Genomic DNA, 16,710 nt, shown 5'->3' with positions numbered 1-16,710 from the left:
CCAGCAGCGGCACCGCGGCCAGGCCGGTCACCAGCGCGGCGACGGCCGTGGCGACGCCGGCCGCGCGGTCGGTGCCCTGGACGGCGGCGGTGGCGGCCAGCAGCCCGCTGACCAGGACCGCCCAGACCATCAGCGCCGAGCCGGCGCGGCGGGCGGCTGCGGCAGCGCCTGAGCCAGGGTGGTTCCGGCCGGGGGAGTCCCGGGGTAGGAGCCGGGCGTGAGCGGACACGTCTTCGTCGTCGGCGCCGATCTGACCCGCCTGGTCTGCGACGACGTCCTCGTGCCCACCGGCCGCAGCCTGCGGGTGGCCGGCAGCTGGCGGGACCTGCTGCCCGACGACCTGGTCACCGACGAGGACGCCGAGGGCGTCTGCGTCGACCTCGCCTGGTCGGGCGCCGAGCGGGTGGTGGAGGTCCCCGGGACGGGCGACCCGCGGGTCTGGCTGCTGGACACCGTCGACGACTGCGGCCGCGGCCTGGACTGGCTGCTCGACGGCGCCCGTGAGGCCCTGGCCGCCGTCGCCCGCCGGGAGGTCGGCGAGCCGGTGCACGGGCGGGCGCGGCGGCTGGTGGGCCTGCCGGCCCTGGGCACCGGCTGGGGCGGGGCCGCCGGGCGCCGGGGCGACCTGCTGCAGCAGCTGCTGCCGGTGCTGCGGGACGCGGCCGCCGAGCACGGCTTCGACGTGGCCCTGGTGCTGCGCGGGCCCAGCGACCTGGCCGCCGCCCAGCGGATCCGCCGCGGCACGGCCGGCTGGGACCTGCCCGACCCGCTGCGGGCGCTGGCCGAGCAGCTGGGGGAGCGGGCGCGACGGGGGCAGCTGGCGCTGTTCATCGGCGCCGGCGTCAGCGCGGCGGCGGGGCTGCCCACGTGGGAGCAGCTGCTCGACGAGCTGGCCGGGCGCTCGGGGCTGGACGGGGACCTGCGCGCCGGGCTGTCCCAGCTGCCGCCGCAGGACTCCGCGGCGCTGCTGGCCCGCGAGCTGGGGCGCGAACGGCTCGAGGAGTTCGTCCAGGAGCGGTTCGGTCCCGGCCCCTACGCGCTGGCGCACGCCCTGATCGCCGACCTGCCGGTGCAGGAGTTCGTGACGACGAACTACGACCCGCTGGTCGAGCTGGCCGCCGCCGACATCGGCCGCGAGCTGTCGGTGCTGCCCTACGACGAGGCGCAGCCGGGCCGGCCGTGGCTGCTCAAGCTGCACGGCGACGCCGCGCACCCGGCCAGCGTCGTCCTGACCCGCGAGGAGTACCTCCAACTGGGCGACTCGCGGGCGGCGCTCGCCGGTGTCCTGCACTCGCTGCTGCTCACCCGGCACGTGCTCTTCGTCGGCACCTCGATGCTCGACGACGACCTGATCCGCATCGCCCACCAGGTGCGCAGCGCCGTCAACGGGCCCGGCCGCGAGCCGCGCCACCGGTCGGGCACCGTGCTGGCGCTGCGCGAGGACCCCGCCCGCAGCCGGCTGTGGGAGCAGGATGTCGAGACGGTCGCGATGTCGCGCGGCGACACCCCGGCCGCCGAGGCCGCCCGGCGGCTGGAGGTCCTGCTCGACCTCATCGGCTGCCTGTCCACCCCGCCCACCGGCTACCTGCTCGACCCCGCCTACCGCGGGATGCTCGACGAGGAGGAGCGCGGGCTGGCCGAGGCGCTGCAGGCCGTCGCCGCCCGGGTGCCCGAGGGGTCGGCGACGACGTCGGCGGCCGGGGAGGTCGCCGGGCTGCTGCGCCGGCTCGGGCACGGCCGCTCGGCCGGCCGCCGTGACGACCGGCCGGGGGAGGAGTGGTCCGGCGACGGGCCGGCCGACGCCGCCACCGAGCCGTGCGACGACCGGCTGCAGCAGCAGCGGCCCGGCTGAGCGGTCGCCGCGACGGGGTTGCCGTCCGACCTGGCGGGAAAGGCCCCTCCATGCGCCTGGAGAACGGCCTCGCCCTGCTGACCAAGGGGTACGCCTGGATGCCCGACCTGCGCCGCGCCCGCGGCCTGCGCGCGGCCGGCACCCTGCTCGGCGGCCTGCCCGCGGTCGGCATCGAGGGTCCCGAGGCGGCGCGGTTCCTCTACGACGAGGACCACGTGCACCGCTCGCACGCCATCCCCGAGCCGGTGCAGGGGACGCTGTTCGGCAAGGGTGCGGTGCACACGCTCGACGGCGAGGCCCACCGGGTGCGCAAGGCGATGTTCGTCTCGGTGCTCATGGACCCCGCCGCCATCGAGGCCCTCGTGCGGCGGGCGTGCGCGGACTGGGACACCGCCGCGCGGGACTGGGAGACCCGGCCGGAGGTCGTGCTGTTCGACGAGTCGGCGCAGGTCATCGCCGGCGCGGTCACCCGGTGGGCCGGCGTCCCCCTCGCGCAGGACGAGGTGCCGGCGCTGGCCCGCGACCTGCTCGCGATGGTCGACGGCTTCGCCACCGGCGGCCCCCGGCACTGGCGGGCGCGGCGGGCGCGTGGCCGCCGCGAGGAGTGGCTGGCGCGGATCGTCGGGCAGGTCCGCGCGGGGGAGGACGTCGCGCCGCCGGGTTCGGTGCTGCAGGTGGTGGCCGGGCACCGCGACGCCGACGGCGGGCTGCTCGACCCGCGCGTGGCGGCCGTCGAGCTGCTCAACGTCATCCGCCCGACCACCGCCGTCGCCTGGTTCATGGCCTTCTCCGGGCACGCGCTGGCCCGGTGGCCGGAGCACCGCTCGCGGCTGGCCGGCACCGACGCCGTGTTCGCCGAGGCCTGGGCGCACGAGGTGCGCCGCTTCTACCCGTTCGCTCCGTTCATCGGCGGCCGCGCGCCGCAGCGGCTCGAGTTCGAGGGACGGACGATCCCGCGCAACTCCATGGTGCTGCTCGACATCTACGGCCAGAACCACGACCCGGACCTGTGGGAGGACCCCTACGCCTTCCGGCCCGAGCGCTTCCTCGGCCGGGAGATCGGCGAGTTCGACCTGGTCCCCCAGGGCGGCGGCGACCCGCGGACCAACCACCGCTGCCCGGGCGAGCAGATCACCGTCGCGCTGCTGGCCGCGCTGGCCCCGCAGCTGGCCCGGATGCCGTTCGAGATCCCCGCCGACCAGGACCTGTCGATCTCGCTGCGCCGGATCCCGGCCCGCCCGGCCAGCGGCGTCGTCCTCCGGCCCACCAGGCGCTGAAGCCCGGGGCGGCAGAGGCCCCGGCGGTCCTCGTGCTCTGCCGCCGGTGCGGACCAGAGCACGAGGACGGGGGGAGATCCTCCCCGGCTCCCTCGTGCTCTGCCCCCGGTGCGGACCAGAGCACGAGGACGCCCGGCCCTCCTGCAGGGGCCCGCCGCGAGCGTGCGAACGGGGCAGGAGGGTCCTCCGTCAGGCCGCGGCGGTCTCCAGCCGGGACAGCACCGCCGGCAGTGGCCCGGGGGCGAGCACGACCAGCCGCTGGGTGGCTCGGGTGAGCGCGACGTAGAGGTCGTTGACCCCGCGCACACCCTCGTCGAGCACCCCCTGCGGGTCGACGACGACCACCGAGTCGAACTCCAGGCCCTTGGCCTCGCCCGGGGTCAGCACGACCGGACCGAGCGAGGAGTCCGCGCCGGGGCCGGACTGCACGTCGGGTCGCAGCTCACCCAGCGCCGCGACGACGTCGGCCACCCGGCTCGGCGGCACGAGCACCGCCGTCGTCCCCTCGTCACCGGCCAGCTCCGCGGCCACCGACGCCACCCGCCCGGGCAGCCGCGCCGACCCGGTCGTCTCGGCCACCGGCGGCGTCCCCCCGGTGCGCACCGAGCGCGGTGGCCGGGCGTCCGAGCCGCCGGCGTCCAGCACGTCGGCGGCGACCTCCATGATCTCGGCCGGCGTCCGGTAGTTGACCGTCAGCTCCTCCAGCCGCCAGGCGTCGCCGACGTGCGGGCGCAGCACGGCGTCCCAGCGGTCCGCGCCGGCCAGGCTGCCGGTCTGCGCCACGTCGCCGACCACGGTCATCGACCGGGTGGGGCAGCGGCGCACCAGCAGCCGCCAGGCCATCGGCGAGAGCTCCTGCGCCTCGTCGACGACCACGTGCCCGAAGGTCCAGGTGCGGTCGGCGGCGGCCCGCTCGGCGGTGGTGCGCAGGTCCAGCTCGCGGTGCCGGTCGGCCAGGTCCTCGGCCGACAGCAGGTCGCCGGCGCTGAGCACCTCGGCCTCCAGGTGCTCGTCCTCGAGGTCCACCGAGCGTGAGCCGTGCAGCACGTCGAGCGTCTCCTGCGCCCGGGCCAGCGCCCGCCGGCGGTCGCGGTCGGCGCGGGCCCGCTGGGCGCTGTCGTCGAAGCCGAGCAGCTCCTCGGCCTCCTCGAGCAGGGGGACGTCGGCCGGCGTCCAGGCTGCCGGGGACGCGGCGCTCCCGCGCGGGCGGTGCAGCAGCGCCCGGTCGGCGTCCGACCAGCCGGGGGTGGCCGCCGCGATGCGGGCCGGGTTGGCGTAGAGGTCGGTCAGCAGCCGCTCGGGGGTGAGCACCGGCCACAGCTGCGCCAGCAGCGACCGGACGCCGGGCTCCTCGGCCACCTCGCGGCGCAGCGCGGCGACGTCCTCCCGGTCGAACAGGTCGCGGCCGACGTCGATCCCCGCGCCGATGCGCTCGGCGTAGCGGCGGGTGAGCAGGTCGACCACCCGCCGGACGAACACCGGCCGGGCCAGGTTGTGCAGCGGGTCGGCACGGCGCGCGGCGTTCCGCGCCCGGCTGACGTCGACCGGGCGCAGCCGCAGCGCGAACCCGTCGACGACGACCTCCCGCGGTGCGTCGGGCACGACCTGCCGGTCGGCGATCGCGGCGCGCAGCACGTCGACCATCTCCAGCCGGCCCTTGACCGCGGCCGCCTCCGGTGACTCCTCCCCCCGGGCGTCGAGGCCCGGCCGCAGCTGGCCGAGCCCGGCGAGCAGCACGCCGGTCTCGCCCAGGGAGGGCAGCACGTCGGCGATGTAGCGCAGGAAGGTCGGCGTCGGGCCGACCACGAGCAGGCCGCGCCGGGCCAGCCGCTCGCGGTGCGTGTACAGCAGGTAGGCCGCGCGGTGCAGCGCCACCGCCGTCTTGCCGGTGCCCGGCCCGCCCTGGACGACCAGCACGCCGCGGTCGTCGGCGCGGATCACCCGGTCCTGCTCGGCCTGGATGGTCCGGACGATGTCGGTCATCCGCCCGGTGCGGGAGGCGTCCAGGGCGGCCAGCAGGGCCGCCTCGCCGGTGAGCCCGGACCCGGCGACCCCGTCGGTGAGCACCTCGTCGTCGAGCCGGACGACGGTGCGTCCGCGGGTGCGGATGTGCCGGCGCCGCTCGATGCCCAGCGGGTGCACCGGGGTGGCCGTGTAGAAGGGCCGGGCCGCGGGCGCCCGCCAGTCGACCAGCGCGGGGTCGCTCGCGGCGTCGTCGGCGGGCAGGCCGATCCGGCCGATGTAGAGGGGGCCGTCAGCGAGACGGTCGATGCGGCCCACGCACAGGCCCGCCTCGGCGGCGTCGAGGGCGGTGACCCGCTCGGTCTGGAACCGCACGGTGGCGTCGCGCTCCTGCAGCGCCTGCGGGTCGACCGCCGGCCAGGTGATGGCCTGGCGCAGCCGCCGGGTGGCCAGCTCCCGGGCGGCGTCGAGCCGGGTGTAGAGGTCGGTGACGTAGTGCTGCTCGCGGGTGAGCTCGGGGTGGGGGACGACGTCGGACCGGGTCGTCGGCAATGCACGTCCTCTGCTAGAATGGTCGTCAGTTCTCTTCTGCCGCCATTTTCGCACCATTCTCGGCGCGTGCGGCAATCGACCATCCTGCGCCATTCCGGGCCCCGCTGTCACCTCCTCCCGGCGTGCGCCGCGTCTCGCGCAGGCAGGCGTCGAGCGCCGCGGCCAGCTCGGCCGGCCGGCTGAGGGCGGCCAGGTGGCCGCCGGGCACCTCGTCGACGTCGAGACCCAGCCGCTCGCGGGCCACCCGCCGCTGCAGTGCCAGGGGGAAGAACCGGTCGTCGCGGCCGGCCAGCACCCGGGTGGGCACGGCCGGCCAGGCGGCGAGTGGCCACGGCTCGGTGAACGGGGTGCCCGACTGGTCCCCGGACTGCGCGGCGGCCGCGGCCCACACCTCCGCCGGGACGTCGTGCGAGAAGTCGGACTCGACGTCGTCGTCCGCGGGGCGGCCCTGCTCCCGCGCGTACGCCGCGCGGGCCCCGGCCTGGTCGACCGCCTCCCACCACTGGGCGCCGGTCTCCCCGGGCCGCGGCACCATCGCGTTGAGCAGGACCACCAGCCGCACCGGCCGGCGGGCGGCGACCAGCGGTGCGGTCAGCCCGCCCATCGACTGCCCCACGACCACGACGTCGCCGGCCGGCGGGCCGCCGTCGGCGCCCGCCGCCTCCAGGGCGGCGAGCGCCACGTCGGTGTAGGTGCGCAGGCCCGCGGCGTCGTCGCCGGCCGGCAGGTCCACGGCGACCGCCCGGTGCCCGCGCCGCTCGAGCTCGGGCACCAGCCGGTGCCAGTACCAGGCGCGCCCGCCGGCGCCGGGGACCAGGAGGAAGGTGGTGTCCACCTCCTCCTGACCGTCCGGCGGTCCGGGACTCATCGGCGGGCGCCGGTCAGAACAGCGTGCGCAGCGCCTCGGCGACCAGGGCCCCCGGCTCGTCGTCCATCTGCGCGGGGACCGCCGGCTCCCCACCGGTCAGGGAGAGGATGCCGCTGTCGACGACGGCCTCGTCCGAGGCGAGGCCGTAGCCGTACTCGACGGTGGTCTCCCAGTAGAGCCAGCCGTCGGCCTCGGCGAAGACGTAGCTCACCGACGCGTACCCGTGGGACGTCGAGGTCGCGGGCTCCGACCAGTCGGCGTAGCCGTCGTCGTCGGTGTCGTAGGCCACCACGTCGACGAGGCCGTCGCGGTCGGAGTCGGCGCCCCACACGTCCGGCAGCGCGTTGTGGGTCGTGTCCACGCCGACCTCCTCGACGTAGCCGTCCTCGTCGCTGTCGAAGGCGAAGGTGTCGGCCCAGCCGTCGAGGTCGGTGTCGACGGCGACCTGCTCGACGAGGCCGTTCTCGTCCCAGTCGATCGCCCAGGTGTCCTCGTAGCCGTCGCCGCTGTCGTCGAAGGCGTAGGCGTCGTGGTAGCCGTTGGAGTCGGTGTCGTAGGCGTTGTAGGCGTACGGGTCGGCCGACGCGGTGCCGGCGGTGGCGACCACCGTGGCGAGCGCGGCCACGGGGACACCGGTGCGCAGCAGGGTGCGGGTGAGGCGGGTGCGGGTCATGGCGGGGTGCCTTCCTCGGTCGGGAGCCGTCCTCGGCTCGCTGCGGGGACGCTCCCGCGCGCCACCTGTGCGCCACTGGGATCCGTCTTGGACGCCGGCTTGCAGACCGCCTGCGGCGCCGGACCGACGCCGGTGCCCGCGGGACCCCGGTCACGGGCCGGCGCCTGCCCGCAACCCGGATGTCATCGAGACGTCATGACGCGTGACTACCGTCGGGGGCTCACCCGGACGACAGGGAGAGCCATGAGCACCACCACGACCGAGCGGACCACGGACCGGATGACCTGGACCTGCCCCAACTGCCGCGTCGAGACCACCACGGCCAAGAAGCGCTGCACCGACTGCGGCACGTCCCGCTGGTGACCGCCCGCTCCGGGCCCCCTGCAGGGTCCCGCCGCGGCCCCGTCCCGGGGCCCGCCCCGAGCCTGCGAGGGGTGGGGAGGACGGGGTCCTTCCACGGTGGGGGGTAGGGGGTCCTTCTTCAAGCCGCCGGCGGGGCGCCCCGCAGCCGCACCACGGCCGCACGGTGGCGGCCGCGGCCGACCAGCCGCCACAGCACCCGCGTCCCCCGGCCCACACCCGCGAGCAGCCGCGCCCGCTCGGCGGGGGACGCGTCCTCCAGCGCCAGTCCCAGCACGAGCAGCCGCTCCCGTCCGGACAGCCCCGGCCGTGCGGCGCGGGTGATCGCCGTCCAGGCCGCGGCCGGCAGGCAGGCCGCCACCCGGGGGAGCAGGTCGCGCTCCTCGGCCGCGGTGTGCACCTCGACGGCCGCGGCGAGGTCGAGGCACGCCAGGGCGAAGGCGTCGCGCGCCCGTGGCGACCGCGCCACCGCCCACTGCCGCCCCGAGGTGCCCACGCCGCGCAGCGCCGCGTCGACGACGGCGCAGCGCGCGTCCCACCCGTCCAGCAGGGCCCGCGTGGTCGCGGCGGCGTCCGCAGGCAGCGCGTGCAGCAGTGCCGGCCACAGCAGCTCCCGCTCGAGGGCGAGGTGGGTCCGCAGCACCCGGCCGAGCAGGTCGGCGTGGCGGGTCAGCATCGCGGTGCGGGCCGCCTCGTCCGGCGGCGCCCAGGTGACGAGGTCGGCCAGCAGCGGCAGCTCCCGGCGGAGCAGCCGGTGCACGACGAGCTGGTGGTCGACGGCCCGCGACGCCGGGACGGGGGGCGGATCGGGGCGAGGCGCGACGGCGGTGCGGCGACGGACCACGGTGACGCTCACGGGACACCTCGGGTGGTGCTGGGCCGGCCCGGTACGACGGCAGCGTAGGGACGCCGGCTGCGGCCCGACAGGGGTCCCGGCGCGGTTCCGACTCCGACGCGGGTGCTCCCGGGCGGCGACAGGGACGGCGCCGTCCGTTACGTTCGGAGCGTGAGCGCCATCACGCGGAACTGTGTGCGCGTGAGCGGCCCGGAGGCCGGCCGGCCGATGCTGTTCGCCCACGGGTTCGGCTGCGACCAGACCATGTGGCGGGCCGTCGCGCCCGGCTTCGCCGCCGACCACCGGGTGGTCACCTTCGACCACGTGGGCTCCGGCGGCTCCCGGATCTCGGCCTACGACCCGCAGCGCTACGGCTCGCTGCGCGGCTACGCCGACGACGTCGTCGAGATCTGCCGGGCGCTGGAGCTGACCGACGTCGTCTTCGTCGGCCACTCGGTGAGCGCGATGATGGGCGTCCTCGCCGTCGCGCAGGCGCCGGAGCTGTTCGGCGCGCTGGTCATGGTCGGCCCCAGTCCCCGCTACGTCGACGAGGAGGGCTACACCGGCGGCTTCTCCCGCGCGGACGTCGCCGCGCTGCTGGACTCCCTCGACAGCAACCCCCTGCAATGGTCGGCGGCGCTGGCGCCGGTGGTCGCGGGCCCCGGCAACGCCGAGGTGGCCGAGGAGCTGGCCGAGAGCTTCTGCCGCACCGACCCCACGGTGGCCCGCCAGTTCGCACGGGTCACCTTCCTGTCCGACAACCGCGGCGACCTGCCCGGGGTCGGTGTCCCGACGCTGGTCCTGCAGTGCAGCCAGGACGCCATCGCCCCCGAGGTCGTGGGCCGCTACGTGCACGAGCACGTGCCCGGCAGCGTCTTCACCCAGCTGTCGGCCACCGGGCACTGCCCGCACCTGTCGGCGCCGGAGGAGACCACGGCGGCCATCCGTGCCTTCCTCCGCCGCATCGAGAGCTGACCGGGCCGGCCGGCATGGACCGCGCGGAGAACGAGCCCCGCGACGAGGGGCTGGCCCGGCTGCTCGAGGAGGACCCCGCCGACCTCTACGAGAACGCGCCCTGCGGCTACCTCTCGATGGTCCCCGACGGCCGCGTGGTCAAGGTCAACGGCACCTTCTGCGCCTGGACCGGACGGCACCCCGACGACGTGCGCGGCCGGCGGCTGCCCGACCTGCTCAGCGCCGGCGGCCGCGTGTTCTACGAGACCCACCTCGCGCCGCTGCTGCGGCTGCAGGGGGCGGTGCGGGAGGTGGCGCTCGACGTCGTCCGCGCCGACGGCTCGGTGCTGCCCTGCCTGGTCAACGCCGTGGAGGTCCGTGACGCCGAGGGGCAGCCGGTGCTGGTGCGCGCCACGGTCTTCGAGGCGACGTCGCGACGGCGCTACGAGCGGGCGCTGCTGAGCGCGCAGCGGGCCGCCGCCGACTCCGAGGCCCGGGCGCGCACGCTGCAGCAGGTGGTGTCCGAGCTCGCCGCCGCGGCCTCGGCCGAGCAGGTCGCCGACGTGGTGGTGCGCCGCGCGCGGTCGGCGGTCGAGGCCGGCGGCGCCGGGTTGTGGCTGGCCGACCCCGTCCCGGGTAAGCGGGTCGAGGGGCAGCCGGTCCCGGTCACCCTCGCGGCCGCCGACGGGCTGTCGGCCGAGCTGCTCGCCGAGCTGGCCACGGCGGCACCGGCGGGAGCGGAGCTGGTGCGCAGCGGCGGGGTGCGGGCGGCACCGGTCGGGCCGGAGCTGCGGCAGCGCTGGCCGGGGCTGGCCGCGACCATGACCGAGGCCGGGCAGGAGGCGCTCGTCGTCGTCCCGGTGTCGGCCGCCGACGACCGGCACCTGGGCGCCCTGGTCCTCGTCCTCGGGGTCACCGACGACAGCGAGCTGATCAGCCTCTCCGAGCCCGGCACCCGGGGCGCGCTGTCGCCGGCCGACGCCGAGCTGCTGGCCACCCTCGGCCGCCAGGCCGGGCAGGCGCTGGAGCGGATCCGGCTGTACGAGGAGACGGTGCGGCAGGCGGCCCGCTCGGCGTTCCTGCTGGACGCCGCCCGGCTGCTGGCCGCGCCGCGCGAGGTCGGGGAGACCGTCGAGCACCTGGCCGAGCTGGCGGTGCAGCAGCTGGCCGACGTCTGCGTCATCGACCTCGTGACCGAGCGCGGACTGGTCGCGCCGGTGGTGGCGCACGCCGACCCGGCCCGCCGGCACCTGGTCGAGCAGCTGCGCGACGAGCACCTGCCGCGCCGCGACGGCAGCCACCCGAGCGTCCGGGCCATGGTCGAGCACCGCACGATCTGGGCGCGGGGGGTCGACCCGGCCCTGATGGAGCTGCTGAGCACCTCCCCGGCGCACCTGGAGGTCACCCGGGCGCTCGAGCTCGCCGACCTCATCTGCGTGCCCCTGATGGTCGAGGGCCGGCCGCTCGGGGTCATCTCGCTGGGCGCCGACGCCCGCCGCGGCCGGTTCACCGAGGCCGACGTCGAGACCGCCGAGCAGCTGGCGCTGCAGATGTCGCAGGGCATGGACGTCGCCCAGCGCTTCGAGCTCGAGTCGCGCACCTCCCACACCCTGCAGGGCAGCCTGCTCCCGCCGGACCCGCCCGAGGTGCCCGGGCTGGCGCTGGCCGTGCGGTACCTGCCGGGCAGCCGCGGCGCCGACGTCGGCGGGGACTTCTACGACGTCGTCCCGCTACCCGGCGGCACCGACGTCGCGCTCGCCGTCGGTGACGTCGTCGGCCACGACGTCACGGCCGCCGCGACGATGGGCCAGCTGCGCAGCGTGCACCGGGCGCTGCTGGTCGACCGGCCGAGGCCCGGGGCGCTGGTCGAGCGGCTGCACGACAGCTGGCCGCTGCTCGGGCTGCCGCGGATGGCCACCGCGCTGTTCGCCACGCTGCGCCCGTCGACCGGCGAGCTGCGGATCGCCTCGGCCGGGCACCTGCCGCCGCTGCTGGTGACCGGCGGGCGTGCGGGGCTGCTGCCGGTGTCCCCGGGCCGCGTCCTCGGGGCGCCGCCCGGCCCGGCGCCGGAGTGGTCGGGCCGGCTGCCGGCCGGCGCGTCGCTGGTGCTGTTCACCGACGGGCTCGTGGAGAGCCGCACCGCCGACCTCGACGCGGGGCTCGACCGGCTGCGCGCGGTCGCGGAGGAGGTGGCGGCGGAGGCACAGGGGCCGGTGGACCCGGACGTGCTGTGCGACCGGCTGCTGGCCGTCCTCACCGGCCCGCGCCGGGCCGACGACGTGGCGCTGCTGGTGCTCACCCGCCTGTGCGGCACGGCAGGGGACGGGACGGGGGCGGACGACGTCGCCGTGCTCGACCCGGCCCCGGGCCCGGCCGGCCCCGCGGTCGTCCCCGCGCCCGACCCCGACCTGGCCGACGCGCTCGACGGGGCCGGCGGCGACGTCACCGTCTCCGGCGACGCGATGCGCTGGTCACCCGCGCGGGTGGAGCCGCCGGCGCCCGCGGTCGGCTTCACGGGGCTCGACGTCGCGGCGGGGCTGGGGATGGCGCTCGGGCTGGACCCCGCGTCGGTGCGCCGGCTGGTGTCCGGGGCGCTGCACCGGCTCTCGGGCGTGGCCGGTGACGTCGTCGGGGAGCTGCGGCAGCTGGCCCGCGACGTCCGGCCCGGCGACGACGAGGACCGCTGACGCCGTCCCCTGAGGAGACCGGCGGGCGGGCGACCTGTACAACCGACGCAGGAGAACTGCCACGCCGACGTGGGGACGGATCCGGTATGACCAGCAACCAGTTGACCCTGGCGCCCGCGCCACCCTCGGCGGCCGCCGAGCAGGTCCGGCTCGAGGTGCGGCAGTTCCTGGCCGAGGAGCTGGCCGCCGGGAGCTTCAGCACGCACGTGGACACCTGGCTGTCCGGTGTGGACCCCGAGTTCTCGAGGAAGCTCGGCGCCCGCGGCTGGCTGGGGATGACCTGGCCCAAGCAGTACGGCGGGCACGAGCGCACGGCGATGGAGCGCTACGCCGTCACCGAGGAGCTGCTGGCCGCCGGCGCGCCGGTGGCCGCGCACTGGATCGCCGACCGGCAGTCCGGGCCGAACCTGCTCCGCTACGGCACCGAGGAGCAGCGCAAGGAGATCCTCCCGCGCATCGCCGCCGGGGAGTGCTACTTCGTCATCGGCATGAGCGAGCCCGACAGCGGCTCCGACCTGGCCTCCATCCGCACGCGGGCGACCCGGAAGGCCGACGGCGACTTCGTGGTCACCGGCGCCAAGGTGTGGACGAGCAACGCGCACCACTCCCACTACGGGATCGTGCTGGTGCGCACCGGCCCGCCCGGCGAGGGCCCGCGCGGCAAGCACCAGGGCCTCACCCAGCTGCTGGTCGACCTGTCGCTGCCGGGCATCACCATCAACCCGATCCGCATCCTCGACGGCGGCCACCACTTCAACGAGGTCGTGTTCGACGACGTGGTCGTCCCCGGCGACATGCTGCTGGGCACCGAGGGCGCCGGCTGGCACCAGGTGACCGCGGAGCTGGCCTTCGAGCGCTCCGGCCCCGAGCGGTTCCTCTCCACCTGGCCGCTGCTCGCCGAGTTCGGCCGCCGCGCCGCGTCCACCGGCGACCCCGCCCAGCTGGCCACCCTGGGCCGGCTGTCGGCGCGGGCGCTGGCGCTGCGGCAGCTGTCCCTGCGGATCGCCGCGGCGCTGGACCGCGGGGAGCTGCCCGACATCCCGGCCGCGCTGGTCAAGGACGTGGGGACGACGTTCGAGCAGGACGTCGTCGACGAGGTGCGCCGGGTGGTCGACGTCGTCCCGTCGCTGGACAGCCCCGACCCGCTGGGCCGGGCGCTGGCCGAGGCGCAGCTGCACGCGCCGGGCTACACGCTGCGCGGCGGGACCAACGAGATCCTGCGCGGGATCGTGGCACGAGGGCTGGGACTGCGATGAGCGATCAGGACCTGGTGGTCGAGACCGTCCGGGACATCCTCACCGGGCACGAGCCGCTGCTGCTCTCGGCCGAGCGGCCGTGGGACGAGGGCCTGTGGACGGCGCTGGCCGAGGCCGGGCTGACCGGGGTCGGCCTGCCCGAGGAGGCCGGCGGCTCCGGCGGCGAGCTCGCCGACGCCGTCGCCGTGGTGCGCACGCTGGCCGCCGGCGCCGGGGCGGTGCCCGTGGCCGAGCAGCTGCTCGTGGCCGCGCCGGCGCTGCTGGCCGCCGACCTCGACCTGCCCTCGCCGGAGGAGCCGCTGACGATCGCGGTCGACGGCGCGGTCACCGCCGAGCCGTCCGACGACGGCGACGGCCCGGGCCGGTTCACCCTCACCGGCACCGCCGTCGACGTCCCCTGGGCCGGCGTCGCCCGGCACGTCGCGGTGCTCGCCGCCCCGCCGGCCGGCATCGAGGGCGCGGTGCTCGCCGTGGTCGACGTCTCGGGACTGGGCGCCTCGCGGGCGGTCAACCTGGCCGGCGAGCCGCGCGGGTCGCTGGTCCTCGACGGTGTCGGCGTCTCCGGGGCACTGCTGGGCCCGGCACAGGCGGACACGGTGCGCGCCCGGTACGCGCTGGCGCGGGCGGTGCAGATCTCGGCGGCGCTCGAGCAGGTGCTGGCCTGGACGGTGCAGTACGCCGGCGAACGCGTGCAGTTCGGCCGGCCGCTGGGCAAGTTCCAGGCCATCCAGATGGAGCTCGCGCAGATGGCCGGCGAGGTCACCTCGACCGCCGCGCTGGTCGACGCCGCCGTCCAGGCGCTCGACCGCGGCGAGGACACCGTCGTGCTGGCCGCCGCGGCCGCCAAGGTGCGCGCCGGGGCCGCCGTCGAGGTGGTCGCCAAGCTGGCCCACCAGGTGCACGGCGCGATCGGCTTCACCCAGGAGCACCGGCTGCACCACCTCACCCGCCGCTGCTGGTCCTGGCGGGACGAGGGCGGCACCGAGCTGATGTGGTCGCGGGCGCTGGGCGCGGGCCTGGTCGCCGCCGGCGGCGACGACCTCTGGCCGGCGCTGACCCGCGTCGTGTGAGCACCCCGGCCCGGCCGGCCCCCGGGGCCCGGCCGGGCCGCGCGCCCTCAGACCATCTCGGGGATGCGCAGGTGGGCGAGCACCAGGTCGAACTCGTCGTGGTCGGTGATCTCGAGCCGCATGAGGCGGGCGAAGTCGTCGCGGCTGGCCCGGGCGTGGGTGCGCGAGGCCTCCATGCACTCGCGGTCCTCGAAGGTCACCGCGGACGCGGACCGGCCGGTGGCGCGGTCGATCATGAGGCTCACGCTGCAGAAGCCGCCGTAGTCCTCCATCCGCGGCACCATCACCGCCCGGTAGGCGTCGAGGACCCGGTCGACGTCGGCGGGGTCGCACCGGCTCCAGGTGACCCGGGTGCAGGCGCCCGACGGCGCCTCGGAGCGGCGGTGCATGACGGCGACCTCCCACTCCTGCACCTCCGGGGGGCCGCCGAAGATGCTCCCGGCACGCTCCCGCAGGCCCCGGACGCCCTCGTCGCTGGCCCGCATCGACTCGGCGTCGCGCCAGGACGAGGTGACGATGCAGCGTCCGCTCTCCCGGTCGGCCAGCATCGACAGGCCCACGCAGCCGGGCATCTCCGTGACGGCCGGCATGACCTCGTCACAGACATAGGCGATGCCGTCGTCGACGGTCATGGGTGTGCCGTTGATCGTGGTCGAGCGTGCGTACATGCCTGTCCTCCTCGTCGGCCGGCGGCACCCGCGCGGCCCCGCCGCGCCCGCCAGCGTCCTCGCAGCGGCGGCCCGGGGGAAGCCCTGGCGCCCGACACGTCCGGGGCCCGGTGCGCCCCCGCCGATACTGGGGGCATGGGAACCGCCCTCGTCCTCGTCCACGACGCCGACCCCTCCCGCGGGCACCGGCTGGTCGGCAGCCTGCGCCCGGCGCTGGAGGCCCAGGGGCTCACCGTCGTCGTCGGGACGGCGGTCGGCCCCTCGCCGCTGCTGACGGCGCTGCCGGAGCCGGGCACGCTGCGCACGCTGGTGGTCATGGGCTCGGGCGCGGCCGCCCACGACGACACGGTGCCGTGGCTGGGTGCGGAGCTGGCCTACCTGCGGCGGGCGGTGGACGCCGGGACGCCGGTGCTCGGGGTCTGCTTCGGGGGGCAGGCGCTGTCGCGGGTGCTCGGCGGGGTGGTGTCCGAGGCGCCGGCGGGGGAGCACGGCTTCCTCGACGTCGAGACCCTCGATCCCGCCCTCGTGCCGGCCGGGCCGTGGTTCGAGTACCACGGCGACCGGTTCACGGTGCCGCCCGGCGCGGTCGAGGTGGCGTGGACCGACCGGGCGGTGCAGGCGTTCACGTACGGGCCGCACCTGGGCGTGCAGTTCCACCCGGAGATCGACCCGGGCGCCTTCTCCGCATGGGAGGAGACCTGGGAGCTGACCGGCCCGCCGCCTCCGGAGGCCGCCGCGCTGGTGCCCGGGCTGCGGAGGGAGATCGCGTCGCGCGCCCCCGAGGCGGCGGCGGCCTGCGCGCGGCTGGTCGAGGCGTTCCTCGCCCGGGCCTCGTCGGAGGACGAGGCCGTCGCCTGACCCAGGGGTGCCACCGCCGCGCCGGGCGGGGCAGCATGCGGGTCGTGAGCAGCGACGCACACGGACACACCCACCGGCTCGACCTCGCCGACGCCACCGTGCGGGAGTGGGACGCGACCGTGCTGGCCGCCGACCCCGAGCAGGGCATCGTGCTCGACCGGTCGGCGTTCTACCCGGGCGGCGGCGGGCAGCCGCCGGACGAGGGTGTGCTGCTGTGGGGCGGCGTCCGCACCCGCATCGCCGGCACCCGCAAGGGCGACGAGCTGTACCTGATCCCGGTCGAGGGCGACCCCGTGCCGCCGCCGGGCACCGCCGTCCGAGGTGCGCTGGACGACGAGCGGCGCACCCAGCTGATGCGCACCCACTCGGGTCTGCACGTGCTCACCGGGGTCGTCTTCCGCGACTTCGGTGCGCTGGTGACCGGGGGCAACATGGAGCCGCTGACCGCGCGCATGGACTTCGACCTCGCCGAGGTGCCGGCCGACTTCAAGGACCGGGTCGCCGAGGCGGTGAACGTCGAGATCGCCGCCGACCGGCCGATCGAGGTCAGGACGCTGCCGCGCGACGAGGCGTTCGCCATCCCGGACGTCATCCGGACGGCGACGAACCTGCTGCCGCCGGACATCGAGGTGGTGCGGATCGTCGACATCGTCGGTCTCGACACCCAGGCCGACGGCGGGACGCACGTGGCCTCCACGGCGATGGTCGGCCGGGTCGAGGTGGTCAAGATGGAGAACAAGGGCCGCGGCTTCCGGCGGCTCCGGGTGCGGATCGTCTGAGTGCTGCGGACGCCGTTCCGTCTCCGCTGGTCCCGTTCTCTCGTCGTTCCGCAGGCGGG

General features: G+C 76.7%; 13 protein-coding genes. 8 read left to right on the top strand and 5 right to left on the bottom strand.

What is annotated here, in order from left to right; all coding sequences use genetic code 11:
* The first annotated feature begins 217 nt into the window (after positions 1-217).
* Together ABQ292_RS10195 and ABQ292_RS10190 are read left to right on the top strand one after the other, a co-directional pair.
* The gene (locus tag ABQ292_RS10195; RefSeq protein WP_369205876.1) at positions 218-1,852 is read left to right on the top strand and encodes an SIR2 family protein; all 1,635 of its coding nucleotides are present in this window, start codon (positions 218-220) and stop codon (positions 1,850-1,852) included.
* A gap of 50 nt (positions 1,853-1,902) precedes the next feature.
* A complete protein-coding gene (locus tag ABQ292_RS10190; protein ID WP_369205874.1) occupies positions 1,903-3,129 on the top strand; it encodes a cytochrome P450 in 1,227 nt (408 codons plus the stop codon).
* Positions 3,130-3,318: 189 nt separating this feature from the next.
* Here the strand turns inward: ABQ292_RS10190 and ABQ292_RS10185 are convergent, their stop codons facing one another.
* The 4 genes from ABQ292_RS10185 to ABQ292_RS10170 all read right to left on the bottom strand — a co-directional run bounded on the left by ABQ292_RS10185 (position 3,319) and on the right by ABQ292_RS10170 (position 8,400).
* Positions 3,319-5,643 carry a HelD family protein gene (locus ABQ292_RS10185; protein WP_369205872.1) on the bottom strand — a complete coding sequence of 775 codons (2,325 nt, stop codon included), beginning with the start codon at positions 5,641-5,643 and terminating at the stop codon, positions 3,319-3,321.
* A 25-nt stretch (positions 5,644-5,668) separates the two neighbouring features.
* Entirely contained in the window at positions 5,669-6,478 is an 810-nt protein-coding gene (locus ABQ292_RS10180; RefSeq protein WP_369205870.1) for an alpha/beta fold hydrolase, read from the bottom strand.
* Positions 6,479-6,524: 46 nt separating this feature from the next.
* Positions 6,525-7,184, bottom strand: a complete 660-nt coding sequence (locus ABQ292_RS10175) for a hypothetical protein (protein ID WP_369205868.1) — start codon at positions 7,182-7,184, stop codon at positions 6,525-6,527.
* 481 nt (positions 7,185-7,665) lie between these two features.
* Entirely contained in the window at positions 7,666-8,400 is a 735-nt protein-coding gene (locus ABQ292_RS10170; protein WP_369205866.1) for a hemerythrin domain-containing protein, read from the bottom strand.
* A 150-nt stretch (positions 8,401-8,550) separates the two neighbouring features.
* Between ABQ292_RS10170 and ABQ292_RS10165 the strand changes: the two genes are divergently transcribed.
* The 4 genes from ABQ292_RS10165 (at position 8,551) to ABQ292_RS10150 (ending at position 14,346) form a co-directional block, all read left to right on the top strand.
* A complete protein-coding gene (locus ABQ292_RS10165) occupies positions 8,551-9,354 on the top strand; it encodes an alpha/beta fold hydrolase (protein WP_369205864.1) in 804 nt (267 codons plus the stop codon).
* Between the two features lie 14 nt (positions 9,355-9,368).
* A complete protein-coding gene (locus ABQ292_RS10160; RefSeq protein ID WP_369205862.1) occupies positions 9,369-12,020 on the top strand; it encodes a SpoIIE family protein phosphatase in 2,652 nt (883 codons plus the stop codon).
* Positions 12,021-12,106: 86 nt separating this feature from the next.
* Positions 12,107-13,276, top strand: a complete 1,170-nt coding sequence (locus ABQ292_RS10155) for an acyl-CoA dehydrogenase family protein (RefSeq protein ID WP_369205860.1) — start codon at positions 12,107-12,109, stop codon at positions 13,274-13,276.
* Entirely contained in the window at positions 13,273-14,346 is a 1,074-nt protein-coding gene (locus ABQ292_RS10150; protein WP_369205858.1) for an acyl-CoA dehydrogenase family protein, read from the top strand. Before ABQ292_RS10155 ends, ABQ292_RS10150 begins: the two co-directional genes overlap by 4 nt.
* Positions 14,347-14,393: 47 nt before the next feature.
* Here ABQ292_RS10150 and ABQ292_RS10145 read toward each other — a convergent pair whose 3' ends face one another.
* Positions 14,394-15,014: an antibiotic biosynthesis monooxygenase family protein gene (locus ABQ292_RS10145; protein ID WP_369205856.1), complete on the bottom strand. Its 621-nt coding sequence runs from the start codon at positions 15,012-15,014 to the stop codon at positions 14,394-14,396.
* A gap of 135 nt (positions 15,015-15,149) precedes the next feature.
* Here ABQ292_RS10145 and ABQ292_RS10140 point away from each other — a divergent pair, with 135 nt between their 5' ends.
* Positions 15,150-15,872: a type 1 glutamine amidotransferase gene (locus tag ABQ292_RS10140; RefSeq protein WP_369205854.1), complete on the top strand. Its 723-nt coding sequence runs from the start codon at positions 15,150-15,152 to the stop codon at positions 15,870-15,872.
* A gap of 44 nt (positions 15,873-15,916) precedes the next feature.
* Positions 15,917-16,651: an alanyl-tRNA editing protein gene (locus tag ABQ292_RS10135; protein WP_369205852.1), complete on the top strand. Its 735-nt coding sequence runs from the start codon at positions 15,917-15,919 to the stop codon at positions 16,649-16,651.
* Positions 16,652-16,710: the final 59 nt, after the last annotated feature.

The organism is Geodermatophilus maliterrae (assembly GCF_041018925.1).
GTDB lineage: Bacteria > Actinomycetota > Actinomycetes > Mycobacteriales > Geodermatophilaceae > Geodermatophilus > Geodermatophilus maliterrae.
The sequence above is the reverse complement of the archived record's forward strand: the minus strand, read 5'-3'. Positions and strand labels throughout refer to the sequence as shown.

Coding starts and splice junctions, on each gene's coding strand:
- ABQ292_RS10190 (WP_369205874.1), top strand. CDS start 1,903: ATGCGCCTGGAGAACGGCCTCGCCCTGCTGACCAAGGGGTACGCCTGG.
- ABQ292_RS10175 (WP_369205868.1), bottom strand. CDS start 7,184: ATGACCCGCACCCGCCTCACCCGCACCCTGCTGCGCACCGGTGTCCCC.
- ABQ292_RS10160 (WP_369205862.1), top strand. CDS start 9,369: ATGGACCGCGCGGAGAACGAGCCCCGCGACGAGGGGCTGGCCCGGCTG.
- ABQ292_RS10155 (WP_369205860.1), top strand. CDS start 12,107: ATGACCAGCAACCAGTTGACCCTGGCGCCCGCGCCACCCTCGGCGGCC.
- ABQ292_RS10150 (WP_369205858.1), top strand. CDS start 13,273: ATGAGCGATCAGGACCTGGTGGTCGAGACCGTCCGGGACATCCTCACC.
- ABQ292_RS10145 (WP_369205856.1), bottom strand. CDS start 15,014: ATGTACGCACGCTCGACCACGATCAACGGCACACCCATGACCGTCGAC.
- ABQ292_RS10140 (WP_369205854.1), top strand. CDS start 15,150: ATGGGAACCGCCCTCGTCCTCGTCCACGACGCCGACCCCTCCCGCGGG.